This window comes from Stenotrophomonas sp., assembly GCF_032103445.1.
GTDB lineage: Bacteria > Pseudomonadota > Gammaproteobacteria > Xanthomonadales > Xanthomonadaceae > Stenotrophomonas.
This window is the reverse complement of the sequence record NZ_DAMDFR010000006.1, coordinates 19,539-35,803: the sequence shown is the minus strand read 5'-3', so window position 1 is coordinate 35,803 and position 16,265 is coordinate 19,539. Positions and strand designations below refer to the sequence as shown.

The following is a 16,265-nucleotide window of genomic DNA, read 5'->3' as shown; positions in this document are numbered from 1 at the left end:
AGCAGCGTCGCACTCGCGCCGCAACCGACGCCGCTTGCGCCGCAACGTAGAGCCGGGCTTGCCCGGCTGCTCTTTGCAGAGAAGCCGTTATCACTACTTTTTCAAGCGCACCGCCGATTTTGAGCGCGTGTTCTGGGACTGGGACGCCCGACGCCAAGAGCAGCCGGGCAAGCCCGGCTCTACGAAATCCCAGCACCCCCACCTGTAGAGCCACGCCCTGCGTGGCTGAACAACCCTACGGCCTGAACTCCGGTGCCCGCCCGTAATCCTCCTCCCGGAACGGCTTGTCCCCGAACAGGAACCCGTAATAGAACCGCCGCAACTCCCCGTGATAGGCCCGAATACGGTCCTGATAGGCCAGATGCGCCTGCATATCCGTACCCGCCATCCGCGTCAGCGCCGCCTGCAGCCCAACCGGGGGCAGCAACCAGCCCAGCGAATTCGCCGCCTTCGTGCGCTTCTCGATCCCCTCGCGGTACGCCGCACTCATCGGAGCGACCGCATCATCCCCATTCTGGTGAAACGCCAGATACCACTTGTAATGGAACGCCGTACCCAGCGGTGCCGAGTCGCTCCATTCCGGATACTTCGCATAGAAGCGCTTCATGGTGTCCTCACGCGGAATATCCCACGCGCCGTTCACCGCCTCACGCTGGGCGCGCGCAATCTCGGCCCCTTGCTCCACCGGAATGGCCCGCTCGATCGCCACGTTAGACAGCGCCGGCAGCACCAGCGCCACGGTGACCCACACCGCCGCCAGCGTCGCAGCATTGGTGCTCGACGCCCAGCTGCGCCACGCCACCAGCAGTGCCACAGCCACCCAGAAGGCGAGGTAGGCCACCATCAGCGCCAGCACGCCAACCATCTGCAAGGTAGGCACACCCTGCTGGATCGCCACCACCGCAAACGGAACGCCGAGGCAAAGGCTCAAAGCGAGACCCCTCACCACCGCACGCCGTCCATACAGGCGGGTGAGCGAACCCGGCAGGCTGGCCAACGTCCGTTCCCGCCCAGACTCACGCTCAGCCGAGCGCAGGTCGTGGAACAGCACGATCACGAAAAGCGGGGCCAGGAAGGTGAGCAGGAAAGCGAAATCGAACCGCCCGGCCAAAGCCAGCTCCGGATTGAAGGCATCACCATCGTGGATCTGCGCTTCCAGCCCCAGTGCCCGCACGCGTAACACAAACGGAGCCACGTCACGCATGCCCACCGCCGCGAACGCCAGCGCTGACGGCGGGTTCCAGGTCGGGTGGAACGAGTAGTAAGCGGCCGTGCCAGCATCCTGCGACGCGCCATTCTTCGCGACCAATGCGGCCATGTCTTCGGCCTGCAGCCCGGCGATCCGGGCGATGGCCTCACGCTGACTGTCGATCCGCTGCACGCCGGAGATAAGGCTGGCCACGGTCAACGCCGCCAGCAACGCCAGGCCGGCCACGGCCACCTTGGAGCGCAGCAGCAGGGTCAATTCGCACTTCCACAGTTTCATCGCGCCACCTCCAGACGGCGGGCGCTCACGGCGAGCGCGAGCAGGGTGGCCAGCAGCCAGCCAAGAAGAATCAGCAGGCCCGGCAACAGGCTGTGCAACACGGTCGTCCACGCCGGCGGGCTGAACTGGAAGTGCGGAATCTCCTGCCAGTGGCTGCTATCCACGCGCTTGCGCTGGTCGGCACCGGCGTCCTTGGCGGTATCGTCGGCGTAGCTCACGCCATCGGCCTGGAGCTGGTTCAATTGCTGGACCAGGCGGTAACGGTGCGCTTCGGCTTGATCGAGGAATCGCAGGTGCGCGGAAAGATCCGTCGCGGCCGCCGCCATCGAAAGCTGACGCAGCGCGATGGACGGGCTGAGCAGCGCGAACCTGCCCACCAGCTCGTTCTGCTTGTGCTGCGCCTCGGCACTACGTCCGGCATAGTCGTTGAACAGGGCAGACGTTACCCGTTCGCCTTCCACCGCCAGCAAGCCTTTGTAGTTCACCGGCAGGTCTTCAATTCGCGACACACCATACTGTTCCAACACCTTCCGACGGAAAGCAGAGAAATAGGGATCATCTGCATCGTGGCTGTCGCCCAGCGCCCGCAGGTCACGACCGATGCCAACCTCGGTCTGCAGCCGGTCGGGCAGCGTGTAGGCCGCGTAGGCCACATCCGGTGCAACGCGCGGCACCAGAAGGGCAGAGACGGCCCACACCGCCACCAGCACCAGCAACGCATCGCGCCGGCGTGCGAGCAGCGCCGAGGCAGCAGCAATCACCGCACACCAGCTGCCCAGGTACAGCACATAGCCCATCATCAGCACGGACGCCACCACGCCGGAGGCTTCGGGTGCCGCCGCCAGCAGCGCCAGCCCGATGAACGCCGGCAGCATGAACACCAGCGACACCAGCCAAAGCGCAGCCAGCTTGCCGCCCACAATCGCGCGTAGCGACGCCCCCTGCAGCATCAACTGACGCAATGTGCCGCGCTCACGCTCCTGGGCAAGGACGCCGTGCCCGAGGAAGATCAACACCAGCGGTGCCAGGATCTGCAGCACAAAGGCCGGCGTGAGCTGACCGAAGCGGGTCAGGATCGAACTCTGCATCACATCACCGAAGTTGGCGGTGTTCTGCCGATGGCCCTCAAGGAACATGCTGCTACCGGTGAACGGATCCACCCCGGGATCAAACGCCGCCAGCGCGGAGGGAAGCCGATAGACAAAGTGGCCGTAGTGCACCACGCGATGCGGGTGCCGGTCCGGCTGGGCGTCAAACGCCTCCTGCGCCGCCGCCTGCTGCCGCTGCCGATACTCCGCCGCCGACTGCATATGGTGCGAAGACACCACCGTGGCCGCCACCGCCAGCAAGGTCAGCAGCACAATGCCCGCAACCGCCGTACGGTCCCGCAACATCGCACGCAGCTCATTGCGCATTACCAGAACCCAGGCGCTCACGGCGCGAGGCCTGGTCACCACGCCCTGCCTGGTCATGACGCAATGCCCTGTAGTGCCGGCCCATGGCCGGCAACCCCAGCCCTGCCAGAAAAATGCGCATGCAAAGCAGGCAGATCAAACGAAGCCCGCACGGAGGCATAAGCAATAGACCCACGCTCCAACACCCCAATCCGGTCCGCAACCTCCACCGCCCCCATCAAATCATGCGTCACCATCAGCACCGCCGTACCCCGCGCCCGCACCGACTCAAGCAGCCCGTGGAAGTCCGCACTGGCACCCGGATCCAACCCAGAAGTGGGCTCATCCAGCAGCAACAACGGCACCTGCCGCATCAAAGCAATGGCAATCGCCACCTTCTGCCGCATACCCTTGGAGAACCGCCCAAGCCGCTGATGCCACGCCGCCTCCTGCAGCCCGGCAGCACGCAACGCCTCCACCAGCCCATCGCGGCTCACCGCAGTTCCACTGAGAGAAAGCAGGTAATCCGCGTTCTCCACCGCCGTCAGATGCTCATAAAGCGCGACGTTCTCCGGCAGATATGCCAGCTGGCTCCGGGCACGGGCCGGATCTTCCCAGGGCGTCACCCCGGCAACCCGGACCTCGCCAGCCTGAGGCTTCAGGAAGCCCAGCAACACCGAGAGGGTGGTGGACTTGCCAGCCCCATTACCGCCCAGCAGGGCATAGATGCTGCCGGGCTCAACCTGAAGGTTCAGGTCATTGATGACGGGCTTACCGGAAAACGCCACCTGCAGGGCGCGGACGTCGATGACGGGGGTAGGGGAGGTCAATGCGGCACTCGCGTGGGAAGGAGGGCCGAGCAGCCTATCACGTAATGTTATTGCATATCATTACAGTTACGACCCGGAACGTCTTTGGGCTCACCGTTGACACGCCGGCTTGTTAGCCGGAGCCGGCCGCCCTAACATCCAGGCGTATCAGGGGAAAGCCGGTCATCAACTCATTCACGCCGACGCCGCTTCGAGGCGAGGCTTAACTCAGGCGTTGGTTAGCAGATGAAAGTCATCTCCAATCTGATACTCGCCCTGGTTCTGATCACTCCCGGCGTCACGGCCTACGCTCACGAAAAGACGGGCGAATACTGCTCCGAGCTAAAAGGCTTCATGACATCGGTGAAGCCAGATGAGACACGGGAAATCACGTTGCGCACGTTCTGGGGTGCCCGTGAAGAAGGCGGCCAACTCGTGATGGGCTCAAAAACCTGTGAGCACAACGACTATGACCCCGGAAAAAAGCTGTGCGCCTACCTGATCGAGCACAGTTCCACGGAGTTTGCGGGTGCCAACGCCAAGCGCATTCTTAATTGCCTGGCTTCAAAGCCGGCGATAGGTAAGCACCTGGACATCCACAGTGGATCTTTCGCAACTACATTCGGCTCACAAGATCGTGGAGTCTTGGTAAATCTCGATCTTCTGCCAGACAAGGAGCCTGGAGAGATGGTTCTACGTCTGCAGGTACTTGGCTACTGAGCCGCTGCCTGGCAACTCATTCGAGTCATCACGATACCGGCACACGGTCACCGCCCCAAGAGCCCCAAAGGAATCACCCGCAATGGATATGCAGGTCGCCAACAGCGCACGACCTATCGCCCCGGCGCCCCAACCCGAACTGACCTTCTCCTGGCTGTACGAGCAGGTGCAGGCGCTCTCTTCGACGACGATCTATCCCAAAGCTTCGCGCGTGGAACGCGCATCCTTCTGGGTTGGTCTCGTGGCCACGGGCATTGGGCTCGCGATTGCCTCACTTCCGGAAATCATGCAGCCCGCGCTCTGGATGGTGACCGCACTTCGGCTATGCCTCGTCGTTGAGGTAGCTGGGTTTGTTCTCTCCTTTGCGCTGATGCTGAGCAGGGAAGGGCGCCAATACCGAAAGCCACGTCTTTCTCACGCTCATGAAATGGATGACGAGTTCAACCATTGGAGGAGACTGGTGGCTCTCCTGCGAGAGTTCCCGAAGACAGAGCGCCAGCAACGGCTTCGCTACGCCAGCCAGCTTCGAACAGGAATGATCGACCGCACCGGCCTGATGTACGGCGGACTCCAGAAGTTGGGGCCGTTCCCTGTACTGATTGCGCTTTACCTCCAATTTCGCAACTGGAAGTGGGGGGACTGGGCCGGTGGCTTCGATGTGAGTCTGGTTGCTGGGGTGCTGATCTTCGCGCTGGTACTGCTTTATGCAGTGGGCTGGCTTTTGATCGGCATGCGAATCCGTCTGGATACCTACGTGAGTCTCCTGGAAGCTTCCCTCGAAGACCAGCAGACCTGAACAGCCATCGGCCCACCGTAGAGCCGGGCAAGCCCGGCTCTACAAAGGCACCGCTCGGCCCAGAAGAAGCGCGTCTTCACTGAAGGCACCTCCACGCATGGCGCAATCCTCAGCCGCCCTCCACCGGCCGTCGCCGACTACCATGCCTGACCCTCACCCGCCGATCCTCAGTGGCAACACGCCGGGACGGGGCAGGGGCCAACTGCTCGCGCCGCTCCACCAGAAAATCCATCAAGGCCCGCACCTTCGCTGGCATCTGGGCCCGTGACGGGACGTAAAGGAAGAAGCCCGGGAACGGTCGGCACCACTGTGCCAGGACGCGCACAAGCGCGCCGCTGTCGAGGTGCTCGCGGACGCACAGGTCGATGTGACGGATCAGTCCCACGCCCTGCAGCGCCGCCCGCAGCATGCTGTCATCGTCATTGAACACTGCATTCCCCTGCGGCTCGAACACCAGCTTCCGTTCGGGGCCCTCGGGAGCGGTGAACGTCCAGTGGTCGATTGTGCCGCTGGACGTGAAACGGTAAGCCAGGCAGTTATGACCGATCAGATCCGCAGGGCTATCCGGCATGCCATGCCGTTCGAAGTACGCTGGCGAACCCACAATCGCCATCTCCAACGGCGGCGTGACAGGAACAGCCACCATGTGCTCATCCAGACTCTCACCCAGCCGAATGCCGGCATCGAGGCCGTTTGCCACCAGGTTGGAGAAGCCGTCATCCATGATCAGCTCGAGCCGCAGTTTGGGGTAACGCGCCAGGAATTCGCCCATGTGCGGCTCCAGTAACAGGCGTGAAGCGATCCGCGAACTGTTCATCCGGATCACGCCGGAGGGTTCGGAGTGGACTTCGCCCAACCCTTCCACCGCCCGCTCGATTGAGGCCAGTGCCGGCTGCAGCACGTCCAGCAACTGCTGCCCCTCTTCTGTAAGCGACATGTTGCGCGTGGTGCGGTGCAGCAACCTGACGTCCAGCCGTTCTTCCAGTGCTTTCAGGTGCTGGGAGAGGGCCGCCCGGGTGATCTCCATCTCCGCCGCTGCCTTGGTAAAGCTGCGGTGCCGGGCGATGTGGGCAAACCATGTCAGCGCGCTGACGAGCGAGGGCTCGATGGGCATTGTTTAGCTCGACTTACGGCTCATGTCTCCGGAAGACTATTTATTACACCCAATGCGGTCAATAGGATGGCTTCGTCGGCACACGCACCGGCCATCCAACACCACAGCGGAGCACGCACATGCGCAACGTCACCTTCAAGAATCTCAACGGCCAGGGCGTCACCACCGCGGCCACCCTTTACTTCCCGGAGGGGTTTGACGAATCCCGCAAGCACCCCGCGGTCGTGGTGTCCCATCCGGGCGGCGGTGTGAAAGAACAGACCGCTGGCCTGTATGCGAAGAAGCTGGCCGAAGCGGGCCTGGTCACGATCGCCTTCGATCGTTCCTACCAGGGTGCCAGCACCGGCCAGCCGCGCCAGCTGGAGAACCCGTACATCAGCACCGAAGACGTGAGCGCGGTCATCGATTATCTGACCACGCTGCCGTACGTCGACCCGGCCCGGATCGGTGCCATGGGCATCTGCGCAGGAGCGGGCTACAGCGCCAACGCCGCCATCAACGACCGCCGCATCAAGGCGCTGGGCATGGTGAGCGCGGTCAATATCGGCCAGATGTTCCGCAACGGCTGGGAGAACACCGTAAAGGACGCCGATGCCATGGGCTACCTTGACTTCGGCTCCAATGCGCGCACCACTGACATGGCCTCTGGCGAGTTCGCGACCATTCCGCTGGCCCCCTTGCGCGAAGAAGATGCGCCCAATGCCGAGTTGCGCGAAGCATGGGAGTACTACCACACCCCGCGCGCCGAACATCCCAATGCACCGGGCTTTGCGCTGACCCGCAATCTCAACCAGATCATCACCTATGACGCCTACAACAAGGCCGAAGCGTTCCTGACCCAGCCGATCCTGGCGGTGGCCGGCAGCGTGGCGGGTAGCAAGTGGATGAGCGATGACCTGCTGGCGCGGGCGGCAAGCAAGGACAAAGCCCTTCACGTGGTGGAAGGAGCCAACCACATGTCGCTGTACGACGTGCCGAAGTACGTCGACGAAGCCGCCTCGGCGCTGGCTTCATTTTTCCAGAGCCGCATCTGAGCCGGGAGAACATCATGAGCACCATTTCCCTCAAGACCGTCAGCTATCAGAACCTCGGGTGGCAGACCGCCGCCGACCTGTACCTCCCGGCTGACTTCGACGAAAGCAGGAAGTACCCGGCCATTGTCAGCACCCACCCCATCGGCAGCTGCAAGGAACAGACGGCGGGTAATGTCTACGCCAAGGGCCTGGCTGAGCAGGGCTTCGTGGTGCTGGTGCACGACGCCAGCTTCCAGGGGGCCAGCGGCGGCGAGCCGCGCTTCATAGAAGACCCGTCCATCCGGGTTTCGGATATCCGCTTCGCCGCGGACTACCTGCAGTCGCTGCCGTACGTGGACCCCGGTCGCATCGGTGCCATCGGCGTCTGCGGCGGCGGTGCCTACACCGTCCATGCGGGCATCACCGACCATCGCCTCAAGGCACTGGTGTCTATCACCGGCGTGAACTACGGCCGGCTGATCCGCGAGGGTTTTGCACAGTTCAAGCCACGCGAAATGGCCGCAAACATCGCCGACATGCGCACGGCGCAGGCGCAGGGTGCCGAGCGCACCGCGGCCAACCTGCTGCCGGACTCGGTAGAAGCGGGCAGCGCCGCCGGCATCACGGATATTGATGTGCTGGAAGCCACCGAGTACTACAAGACCGCGCGCGGTCAGCAACCCAACGGTGCCACCCGTCAGCTGATGTCCTTCACCGGCGCGGCGATGGGCTGGGATGCCTTCCTCAACGACGAAGTGCTGCTGACCCAGCCACTGATGGTGGTGATCGGAAGCAAGCCCGGCGGCTTCGGTGCCTATCGCGATGGCTGGGAGATCTACAGCCGTGCGGCTTCCGAGCACAAGCAGATCGTCGTCGCTGAAGGCTGGTCACACTACGACCTGTATGACAAACCGGAACCGGTTGGAATCGCGATGGCCCAGGTCGTTCCGTTCTTCAAGACCCATCTCTGAGATCGGAAGGTTGTCATCATGAAGAATGTGCTCATTCTGGGCGCAAGCGGTCAGATTGCCCAATGGGTGATCACGTCGCTTGCCGCTGAAAAGAACCTGCAGCAGACCCTACTGCTGCGTGACGCAAAGAAGCTGACCGGCAAAGAGCCGGCGAATGCGAGGGTGGTCATCGGAGACGTACTGGACAGGAATCTGCTGAAGGAAGCCGTAGCCAGCCAGGACATCGTGTACGCCAACCTGACCGGTGAGGATTTGGACAAGCAGGCTGACGCCGTGATCTCGGCCATGAAAGCCACGGGCGTCACGCGCCTGATCTTCGTTCTCTCGCTGGGCATCTATAACGAAGTTCCCGGTGCGTTCGGCAAATGGAACAACGCCATCATCGGCGAGGATCTGAAGCCGTTCCGCCGCGCGGCTGATGCCATTGAAGCCTCTGGCCTGGACTACACGATCCTCCGTCCCGCCTGGCTGACTGACGAAGACGAGGTGGACTACGAGATCACTGAAAAGGGTCGGCCCTTCAAGGGCACCGTGGTCTCCCGTAGGAGCGTGGGCGACCTGATCAGCGAGGTCATCCTGCACCCAGAGCGACATATCGGTGAGAACCTGGGCGTGAACAAGCCGGGAAGTGAGGGCGACAAGCCATACTTCATGTAACTGCTGCGGGAGGCAAGTGCATTGAACACCACGCGCCCCTGGTGCTGAAAGCGACACTACTTGTATCGCACGGGTGCCGTGTACTGTTTGTTGCACCGCGAAAACCGGATTGTGATCAATGTCCGCATGAATAGCGGAATTTTGCTCCAGTTCGGAAGGAATGGATTGTTTGCGACACCACCGCAGCCATGCATCGCGAGCGATTGAAACTCCGAGAATTCCGCTATCCTCACATCTGTCGCATGGTGTGCCTCGGGTTTAAGAGCCCTGATTGATTTTTTGCATGTTGGACGACCTGTGTCGGGAGGGTGACGCAATACAACACCCTCGCGGAAAAACGTCGCACCGCTAATCACGGCTCTTAACCTCCCGGCTCCCTCGCCATCCTGGCGAGGGAGCAGCACAAGTGGAGAGCCATGATGATGGACAACAACTGGGCCAACCTGACCGACGAGCAGCGCGAATTCCGCAGGCGCTTCTGGCGCGCACCGAAGAGCGTGATGATCAACGCGCTCACCCATGAAGGCGTCAAGACCTATCCCAACTGCCCGAGCGTGCCGTGCATGAAGACGCGCGGGCTTTGGATCCGTGATCTTGGGGTGGAGCCGGGCAGGCGGATGTACCTGGGCACCGGGCAGGAACTGATGGTGCTGGCGGCGAATCCGTCAGCGGAGGCACTTTCGAAGGTCGTCGTGCGGTTCCAGGCCACTGGAGAACGGTGGAAGCTGGTGCCGGCCGACTGATCAGGCGGTAGACGGGGCGGCGGCATCGCCGCCCCGAGGGCCGTAACCAGCATGAAGGGCAATCAGCCGCCGACGATCAAGGCTTCGGGCCGCTGGTGCCGTCGGCCGCTTGCGTGGCGGCAGGCGACCCATGAGGCACGGAGACCACGGTCATACCTTCAATCGTGGCGACGACCTTGCCGCCGAGCGCAGAGGCCGACGCGGCATCGGGACAGCCGACCAGATCTGCAGTGTGATCCAGCCACTGCGACGTTGCCTCGCTCTCGCCGACGCGGCGACAGGGTGCCCCGTCGGTCGGGTAGCCATTCCCAAACAGCACCAGCGAAGAAGTGGGCGCAGGCGGCACGGCCTTTGGCGTCTCGTCGGTTGCCGTTGGCTCTTCGCGTTGGCACGCGCTCAGTAGTCCGATACACAGCAAGGCGGGAATAAAGGCGTTCATGTAGCTTCTCCAGCGGAAGGACAGGAGGACGTGCAGACCGTGCATGAAGCTTACGCCGAAACCTACGCCGGCCAGTGATCAGGCGACCTCGCGTACTCGATGAATGCGCGCAGCGCTGCCGTCATCGGTCGGCCCGGCGGGTAGAAGAGGGCAAGCCCGGGGAACGGCGGTGTCCAGTCGTCAAGCAGCGTCACGAGCGCGTTCTGATTGAGATGGGGGCGTGCAATGTGTTCCGCCACCAGCGCTATGCCGTAGCCGGCCAGCGCACCCTGCAGCGCGAGATCCTGATGACCTGAAAGGGTGAGCTGTCCCGGCACATCCACTTCCTTGGTAACGCCGTCTTTCGAGAACTCCCACTTGTAGACGCCACCGTTGGGGAATCGCATCCTGAAACATGCGTGTTCCAGCAGGCCTTCCGGAACCTGGGGCGCTCCATGCGCGGCGACGTAAGCTGGTGACGCCACCACGATCAGCCGAAGGGGCGGGCTGCACAACACAGCAACCATGTCCTTGGGGACGCTTTCGATCAAGCGCGCCCCGATGTCGAATTCCTGGTCGACGATATCGATCAGGCCATCATCCAGTGCCAGCTCCACTTGAACCTCCGGATGGAGGGCCAGAAAGGGCAACAGGATTGGAGCCAGCAGCACCTGGGCACCGCCGACGGACGTGTTGATTCGGATCCTGCCGAATGGTGTTTCCTTGTGCACGTTCATCGCGTCGAGCGCCATCGCGAGCTCCTGCAATGCAGGCTCCACCCTGCGCGTGAACTCCTCGCCGGCGGGCGTCAGCGACACACTACGCGTAGTGCGATTGAAGAGCCGAATGCCCAGGCGATGCTCCAGTTCCGCGATCGTATGACTGACGGCCGACGGCGACATGCCGAGCTCCGCCGCAGCACGCCTGAAGTTGCGGTGGCGCGCCACGCTGAGTACCGCGTTGAGGTTGGCTATATCGGGTCTTGCCATTGTCCTGTTTCTTTCATGGGTGCATGCAATGCACGGCGTATTGTTGGTCCGAGGAGTCGAACCTAGATTGTCTGCATCACCCCCACGCAGGACTTTCCATGTCGAACATCCTCATCACCGGTGCTTCCTCTGGCTTTGGCCTGGAGAGCGCCAAGCTCTTCGCCGCCAAGGGCCACAATGTCGTTGCCACGATGCGAAACACCGCCGCTGCCACAGAACTAGACGGGCTACCGAACGTGATCGTGACACATCTGGATGTGCAGGATCCGGAAAGCATTCAGACAGCATTGAACACGGCCATCGACCGGTTCGGCCACATCGATGCCGTCGTCAACAACGCGGGTTTCAGCCTCTGGGGCGTGTTCGAATCGCTGCCCCGCAAGAAAATACAAGAACAATTCGACGTCAATGTGTTTGGCGTCATGGATGTCACCCGCGCCGTCCTTCCGCACTTCCGCGGCCGTCGCAAAGGCGTCATCGTGAACGTCAGTTCGGGTGCGGGTGTTTTCGGCCTACCGATGATCTCCGCCTACAACGCCAGCAAGTTCGCGCTCGAGGGGTTCTCCGAGTCGCTGTCGTACGAACTGCTGTCGCAGGGGATCGTCGTCAAGATCGTGGAGCCCGGCGGTGTGCTCGACACGAAGTTCTCTGAGCGGCTGGCTCAGGAGGCTGCAGAGGCTCCCGCTGCGCCAGAAGACTACGCGGAATTCGTCGCCGGGACCGAACAGGTGTTTGCGGGCCTGCGCGCCAACCGGCTTGCGACGTCTGCAGACGTCGCAAACGTCATCTTCGACGCAGTGACTGACGGCACGACACGGCTGCGCTACGTGGCGACGGAGGACATCAAGCCGTTGGTTGACGCGAGGAGGTCGAGTTCGGAGGCGGAGTACATGCAGATCATGCGTGAGAAGTTCATGCCGCTCATCACAGAGTGAATATGCCGTCGGCGGCACATGAAAGTGCCGCCGATTCCGTCACTGCGCGTAGCGGGTAAATACGTAATCCCAATCCTTGACCCGCGATGAGTGGCAGGCAAAGCAGGTCTGATGCTGTGCCTCATCAGCAGGCTGCCCATTGATGAAACGCCCATACCCCCAGCCGCCACTATCAGCGTAACGCTTGGAATCCTTCACCATCACCTGCACGGTGGTGGCCGCGCCCGGGATGGAAGCCGGCGCAAAGTCCGGCGACTGCTCATGCTTCCACGCCAACTTGACCAGAACACTGCCGTCCGGGAAGGGACGGACGTTCTCGCGGTAGGCCTTCAATGCCGTCGGGTTGGCGACCACCACGCGCAGCTCATCCAGCGGCGCAGCCTCCTGGGCGGGCGCGACCAGCGGCCAGTCGCGGTAGCCTTCGGGCAAGCTCACGCCATAGATCGGTGAGACCGGGCCAGCCGGCGCATCGGCAAAGGCCATGTACCCAACGCCAAGCGCCAGCACACCGGCGACACCTGAAAGCACAGCAACACGAAAAGGCTTCATGGCGTGCTCCTTACAGGTGGGCGGCGTCGATGACGGCCTGCGTGAACTCCACCGGCGCTTCCTGCGGCGGGTTATGGCCGATGCCGCCGGTGAAGGTGCGGTGCTCATACTTGCCGGTGAACTTGGCCCGATAGGCCCCCGGCAGCGGATGCGGCGCACCATTGGCATCGCCTTCAATGGTGATGGTCGGCACGCTGATCGACGGCAGCTGTGCCAGGCGCTGCTCCAGCGCCGCGTACTTCGGCTCGCCCTCGGCCAGGCCCAGGCGCCAGCGGTAGTTGTGGATCGCGATGGCGACTTGATCCGGATTGTCGAGCGCGGCCGCACTGCGGTTGAAGGTGGCGTCGTCGAACTGCCACTTCGGCGATGCCAGCTTCCAGATCAGCTTGGCGAAGTCATGCGTGTTCTGCGCGTAGCCATCACGGCCGCGGTCGGTGGCGAAGTAGAACTGGTACCACCACTGCAGCTCTGCTGCCGGCGGCAAGGGCTTCTTTCCGGCCTCCTGGCTGCCGATCAGGTAGCCGCTGACCGACACCAGCGACTTCACCCGTTCCGGCCACAATGCGGCCACGATGTCGGCCGACCGGGCACCCCAGTCGAAGCCAGCCAGATTGGCCTGCTTGATCTTCAGGGCATCCATCAGCGCGATCACGTCAGAGGCCAGCGCCGCCGGTTCGCCGTTGCGCGGCGCGTCCGCCGAACGGAAGGTCGTGCTGCCGTAACCGCGCAGGTGCGGCACGATCACGCGGTAACCCTGCGCCGCAAGTCGCGGGGCGACCTCGGCGTAGGCGTTGATGTCATACGGCCAGCCGTGCAGCAGGATGATCACCTCGCCCTTGGCCGGGCCCAGCTCGGCGTAGCCGACGTTGAGGTCTCCAGCATCGACGTGCTTGTTGGCGACCAGGGCGCCGTGGGAGCTCGGGGCGGCAGGCGCAGGGGAGGGGGCGGCAGCGGCAACACTGCCGGCCAGCAGCAGTTGGGCGGCGATCAGTACTTGTGCCAGTCGGGAGGTCTTGCGCGAGGTCGGGGTGGACGAATGCATGGGCGTTCTCCTGTTACGAAATTGGTGGGTTGGCGATCAGAGCGAGGAGCGCAGCGGGCGAAACGCGGCGCGTAGTTCGTTGGCGAAGATCTGCGGTTGTTCCCAGGCGGCGAAATGGCCGCCCTTGGAGGCTTCGTTGAAGTAGTACAGCGTGGGGTAGGCGCGCTCGGTCCAGCTGCGGGGCGCGCGGTAGATCTCGCCGGGGAACACCGATACGGCCACCGGCACGGTGATATGGGTGGTCTTCTGCGCGGAGGCGCTGAAGTTGTTGTTGTTGTTTTCCCAATAGAAGCGGCCCGCGGCGGTGGCGGTGCCGGTCAGCCAGTACAGGCTGATGTCATCCAGAATGGCGTCGCGGCCGAGCACGGCTTCGGGCATGCCGTTGCTGTCCGTCCACTGCGCGATCTTGTCGTACATCCACGCGGCCAGGCCGATGGGCGAGTCGTTGAGCGCATACCCGATCGTCTGCGGCCGCGTGACCATCATGGCCCCATAGGCGGCGTTGCGGCCGAAGAACTGGCTGAGCGCGGTGAAGGCACGCAGCTCGTCCGCAGCCAGTCCGGCTGGCGCGGGTGCACCGCTGTTGATGGCGGGCACCAGCTCGGCGGGCACGGTGGCGGGCATGGTCAGGTGGATGCCGAGCAGGCCAGACGGGGGATTTCGGCCCATCGCATCGGAGATCACCGAACCGTGGTCACCGCCCTGCGACACGTAGCGGTCGTAGCCCAAGCGCTTCATCAAGGTGTCCCAGGCACGGCCGACGCGCTCCGGGCCCCAACCCAATTCGGTGGGAATGCTGGAGAAGCCGTATCCGGGAATGGACGGGATCACCACATCGAAGGCGTCCTCCGCGCGCCCGCCATGGGCCACGGGGTCGGTCAGCGGCCCGATGGCCCCGATGAACTCAAGGATGGAGCCGGGCCAGCCATGCGTGAGCAGCACCGGCAGTGCGCCCGGGTGGCGCGAACGCACATGGATGAAATGGATGTCCACGCCGTCGATGGCTGTGATGAACTGGGGGAGGGCGTTAAGCCGCGCTTCGAGCCTGCGCCAGTCGTAACCGCCACCCCAGTAGCTCGCCAGGGTCTGCAGTTTGCTCAGCTGCAGGCCTTGCGAGTCGTCGGCCACCAGTTCGCGATCTGGCCAACGGGTTGCGCGCACGCGGCGGCGCAGGTCGACGAGGTCGGCTTTGGGCAGATGCACCTGGAACGGACGGATCGCTTCACTGGTGCCGACAGCCTTTCGCGTGACGGCAGGGCTGGCGGCCTGCGCGGTGCCAGCAGGCAGCAAGCCGGGCAGGGCAGCGGTGGCGGTCGCCACGGCCACGGTGCCCAGCAGGCGGCGGCGTGCAGGGGAGGGGACGGCTTCGGGTTCGAACATCGACATCGCGTTCTCCATAAGGGGATGGAATCGCGCCGGTGATGCGGGAAGGTGCGGCCTGCATCGGCGTTGAAGCCATTTCACAGCGCTGATGTATCGCCTGCGTATCGATAATCCATTGGATTCGTAAGCGATCTTGTCCAACCAGGCGGAGGCTACAGTTCGTTACAAATCCGGACTGGTAACCGTTGTTTCGCGGCGTAAGCTGCCGTCCGTGCCGGTGAACGCTATTCGCCGAAACCCGACATTCAAATAGTCCCTAGGTATAGGCCCCTACATCTTGGTGTATGCCTGGTGTTGGTTAATCCGCGCTGCCTCCGGGCCCTACATACCTACGTGTTATCGCCAGTCGCCCGTGGCGCTGGTTAGATGCCGCCCGTAAACATGAGGAATCGCAGTCATGTCACAACGATGGTTGATCACTGGAAGCTCACGCGGCCTGGGCCGGGCAATGGCGAGTGCCGTGCTGGAGGCGGGTCACTGCCTGGTCGCAACCGCCCGCGACGCCATCGACCTGCAGGATCTGGTGGACCGTTATGGAGAGCAGGTGAGGGCGGTGTCGCTTGATGTCACCGATCCGGTCGCGGCCGAGCATGCCGTCCAGTCGGCCGTTGATGCCTTCGGTGGACTGGACGTGCTGGTGAACAACGCCGGCTACGGCAACATCAACTCCGTCGAGGAGATCACGCTGGACGACTTCCGCCGGCAGATTGAGACCAACCTGTTCGGCACGGTCATCATGACGAAGGCTGCGATTCCGCTGATGCGCGAACAGCGCAGTGGCCACATCATCCAGGTCTCTTCCGTTGGCGGCCGCCTTGGTGCTCCTGGCCGCGCGGCCTACTCAGCAGCGAAGTGGGGCGTGGAAGGCTTCTCCGAAGTGCTGGCACAGGAGATGGCGTTGATCGGCGTCCACGTGACGATTGTCGAACCGGGCGGCTTCCGCACCGACTTCGCCGGCAGCTCGACCTCGCTGAGTGAGGGTCGCCCGGAGTACGACGCCGTCGTGGGCGCGGCCGCCCGCATGCAGCGCGCCTATAGCGGACGCCAGCCGGGCGACCCGGCGAGAGCAGCCCAAGCCATTCTCAAGATCGCCGCCATGGACGCACCGCCGTTGCGCCTTGCGCTCGGCAGCGACGCCGTGCGGGCCATCGAGCAGGTCGAGCGCACACGCCTTGAAGAACTCGCCCAGTGGCGCGAGCTGAGTGTTACCTGCGATTTCCCCGTCTGATTCCCAACGAAACAAAGG

The 16,265-nt window shown here is 63.3% G+C and carries 17 protein-coding genes; 8 read left to right on the top strand and 9 right to left on the bottom strand.

Annotated features, from left to right (window positions below; all coding sequences use genetic code 11):
• Window positions 1-235: 235 nt before the first annotated feature.
• The 3 genes from RT551_RS03890 to RT551_RS03880 are packed head-to-tail and all read right to left on the bottom strand — an operon-like array spanning window position 236 to window position 3,710.
• Window positions 236-1,486 (bottom strand): DUF3526 domain-containing protein, encoded by a 1,251-nt coding sequence (locus RT551_RS03890; protein ID WP_313455813.1) that lies wholly within the window; start codon window positions 1,484-1,486, stop codon window positions 236-238.
• Window positions 1,483-2,922, bottom strand: a complete 1,440-nt coding sequence (locus tag RT551_RS03885) for a DUF3526 domain-containing protein (protein WP_313455811.1) — start codon at window positions 2,920-2,922, stop codon at window positions 1,483-1,485. The genes RT551_RS03890 and RT551_RS03885 overlap by 4 nt, the downstream gene beginning before the upstream one ends.
• Window positions 2,923-2,954: 32 nt before the next feature.
• The gene (locus RT551_RS03880; RefSeq protein ID WP_313455809.1) at window positions 2,955-3,710 is read right to left on the bottom strand and encodes an ATP-binding cassette domain-containing protein; all 756 of its coding nucleotides are present in this window, start codon (window positions 3,708-3,710) and stop codon (window positions 2,955-2,957) included.
• A gap of 225 nt (window positions 3,711-3,935) precedes the next feature.
• Between RT551_RS03880 and RT551_RS03875 the strand changes: the two genes are divergently transcribed.
• Together RT551_RS03875 and RT551_RS03870 are read left to right on the top strand one after the other, a co-directional pair.
• Window positions 3,936-4,409 (top strand): hypothetical protein, encoded by a 474-nt coding sequence (locus tag RT551_RS03875; RefSeq protein ID WP_313455807.1) that lies wholly within the window; start codon window positions 3,936-3,938, stop codon window positions 4,407-4,409.
• 82 nt (window positions 4,410-4,491) lie between these two features.
• Entirely contained in the window at window positions 4,492-5,205 is a 714-nt protein-coding gene (locus RT551_RS03870) for a hypothetical protein (protein ID WP_313455806.1), read from the top strand.
• A gap of 109 nt (window positions 5,206-5,314) precedes the next feature.
• Here RT551_RS03870 and RT551_RS03865 read toward each other — a convergent pair whose 3' ends face one another.
• Complete coding sequence (locus tag RT551_RS03865) at window positions 5,315-6,319, bottom strand: LysR family transcriptional regulator (protein WP_313455805.1); 1,005 nt, start codon at window positions 6,317-6,319, stop codon at window positions 5,315-5,317.
• Between the two features lie 119 nt (window positions 6,320-6,438).
• On the opposite strand from RT551_RS03865, the gene RT551_RS03860 reads away from it, so the two are divergent.
• The 4 genes from RT551_RS03860 (at window position 6,439) to RT551_RS03845 (ending at window position 9,703) form a co-directional block, all read left to right on the top strand.
• On the top strand, window positions 6,439-7,353 hold the full coding sequence (locus RT551_RS03860; protein WP_313455804.1) for an alpha/beta hydrolase: 915 nt from the start codon (window positions 6,439-6,441) through the stop codon (window positions 7,351-7,353).
• Between the two features lie 14 nt (window positions 7,354-7,367).
• The gene (locus RT551_RS03855) at window positions 7,368-8,303 is read left to right on the top strand and encodes an alpha/beta hydrolase (RefSeq protein ID WP_313455802.1); all 936 of its coding nucleotides are present in this window, start codon (window positions 7,368-7,370) and stop codon (window positions 8,301-8,303) included.
• A gap of 18 nt (window positions 8,304-8,321) precedes the next feature.
• Window positions 8,322-8,960, top strand: coding sequence for an SDR family oxidoreductase (locus tag RT551_RS03850; protein ID WP_313455800.1), 639 nt, complete (start codon window positions 8,322-8,324; stop codon window positions 8,958-8,960).
• A 419-nt stretch (window positions 8,961-9,379) separates the two neighbouring features.
• Entirely contained in the window at window positions 9,380-9,703 is a 324-nt protein-coding gene (locus RT551_RS03845) for a hypothetical protein (RefSeq protein WP_313455798.1), read from the top strand.
• A 76-nt stretch (window positions 9,704-9,779) separates the two neighbouring features.
• On the opposite strand, the gene RT551_RS03840 is transcribed toward RT551_RS03845, so the two are convergent.
• Complete coding sequence (locus RT551_RS03840; RefSeq protein WP_313455796.1) at window positions 9,780-10,142, bottom strand: hypothetical protein; 363 nt, start codon at window positions 10,140-10,142, stop codon at window positions 9,780-9,782.
• A 62-nt stretch (window positions 10,143-10,204) separates the two neighbouring features.
• Window positions 10,205-11,110 (bottom strand): LysR family transcriptional regulator, encoded by a 906-nt coding sequence (locus RT551_RS03835; protein ID WP_313455795.1) that lies wholly within the window; start codon window positions 11,108-11,110, stop codon window positions 10,205-10,207.
• Between the two features lie 98 nt (window positions 11,111-11,208).
• Between RT551_RS03835 and RT551_RS03830 the strand changes: the two genes are divergently transcribed.
• Entirely contained in the window at window positions 11,209-12,045 is an 837-nt protein-coding gene (locus RT551_RS03830) for an SDR family oxidoreductase (protein ID WP_313455794.1), read from the top strand.
• A gap of 39 nt (window positions 12,046-12,084) precedes the next feature.
• On the opposite strand, the gene RT551_RS03825 is transcribed toward RT551_RS03830, so the two are convergent.
• Genes RT551_RS03825 through RT551_RS03815 form a run of 3 tightly spaced genes read right to left on the bottom strand, consistent with a single transcriptional unit; the run spans window position 12,085 to window position 15,022 of the window.
• Window positions 12,085-12,594, bottom strand: coding sequence for a cytochrome P460 family protein (locus RT551_RS03825; RefSeq protein ID WP_313455792.1), 510 nt, complete (start codon window positions 12,592-12,594; stop codon window positions 12,085-12,087).
• Window positions 12,595-12,604: 10 nt separating this feature from the next.
• Entirely contained in the window at window positions 12,605-13,636 is a 1,032-nt protein-coding gene (locus RT551_RS03820; RefSeq protein WP_313455790.1) for an alpha/beta hydrolase, read from the bottom strand.
• A gap of 36 nt (window positions 13,637-13,672) precedes the next feature.
• Window positions 13,673-15,022 carry an alpha/beta fold hydrolase gene (locus RT551_RS03815; protein WP_313455788.1) on the bottom strand — a complete coding sequence of 450 codons (1,350 nt, stop codon included), beginning with the start codon at window positions 15,020-15,022 and terminating at the stop codon, window positions 13,673-13,675.
• A gap of 394 nt (window positions 15,023-15,416) precedes the next feature.
• Here RT551_RS03815 and RT551_RS03810 point away from each other — a divergent pair, with 394 nt between their 5' ends.
• A complete protein-coding gene (locus tag RT551_RS03810) occupies window positions 15,417-16,247 on the top strand; it encodes an oxidoreductase (protein WP_313455786.1) in 831 nt (276 codons plus the stop codon).
• Window positions 16,248-16,265 lie beyond the last annotated feature (18 nt).

Coding starts and splice junctions, on each gene's coding strand:
- RT551_RS03810 (WP_313455786.1), top strand. CDS start 15,417: ATGTCACAACGATGGTTGATCACTGGAAGCTCACGCGGCCTGGGCCGG.
- RT551_RS03875 (WP_313455807.1), top strand. CDS start 3,936: ATGAAAGTCATCTCCAATCTGATACTCGCCCTGGTTCTGATCACTCCC.
- RT551_RS03835 (WP_313455795.1), bottom strand. CDS start 11,110: ATGGCAAGACCCGATATAGCCAACCTCAACGCGGTACTCAGCGTGGCG.
- RT551_RS03870 (WP_313455806.1), top strand. CDS start 4,492: ATGGATATGCAGGTCGCCAACAGCGCACGACCTATCGCCCCGGCGCCC.
- RT551_RS03850 (WP_313455800.1), top strand. CDS start 8,322: ATGAAGAATGTGCTCATTCTGGGCGCAAGCGGTCAGATTGCCCAATGG.
- RT551_RS03855 (WP_313455802.1), top strand. CDS start 7,368: ATGAGCACCATTTCCCTCAAGACCGTCAGCTATCAGAACCTCGGGTGG.
- RT551_RS03830 (WP_313455794.1), top strand. CDS start 11,209: ATGTCGAACATCCTCATCACCGGTGCTTCCTCTGGCTTTGGCCTGGAG.
- RT551_RS03820 (WP_313455790.1), bottom strand. CDS start 13,636: ATGCATTCGTCCACCCCGACCTCGCGCAAGACCTCCCGACTGGCACAA.
- RT551_RS03865 (WP_313455805.1), bottom strand. CDS start 6,319: ATGCCCATCGAGCCCTCGCTCGTCAGCGCGCTGACATGGTTTGCCCAC.
- RT551_RS03845 (WP_313455798.1), top strand. CDS start 9,380: ATGATGGACAACAACTGGGCCAACCTGACCGACGAGCAGCGCGAATTC.
- RT551_RS03825 (WP_313455792.1), bottom strand. CDS start 12,594: ATGAAGCCTTTTCGTGTTGCTGTGCTTTCAGGTGTCGCCGGTGTGCTG.
- RT551_RS03860 (WP_313455804.1), top strand. CDS start 6,439: ATGCGCAACGTCACCTTCAAGAATCTCAACGGCCAGGGCGTCACCACC.
- RT551_RS03815 (WP_313455788.1), bottom strand. CDS start 15,022: ATGTCGATGTTCGAACCCGAAGCCGTCCCCTCCCCTGCACGCCGCCGC.
- RT551_RS03890 (WP_313455813.1), bottom strand. CDS start 1,486: ATGAAACTGTGGAAGTGCGAATTGACCCTGCTGCTGCGCTCCAAGGTG.
- RT551_RS03840 (WP_313455796.1), bottom strand. CDS start 10,142: ATGAACGCCTTTATTCCCGCCTTGCTGTGTATCGGACTACTGAGCGCG.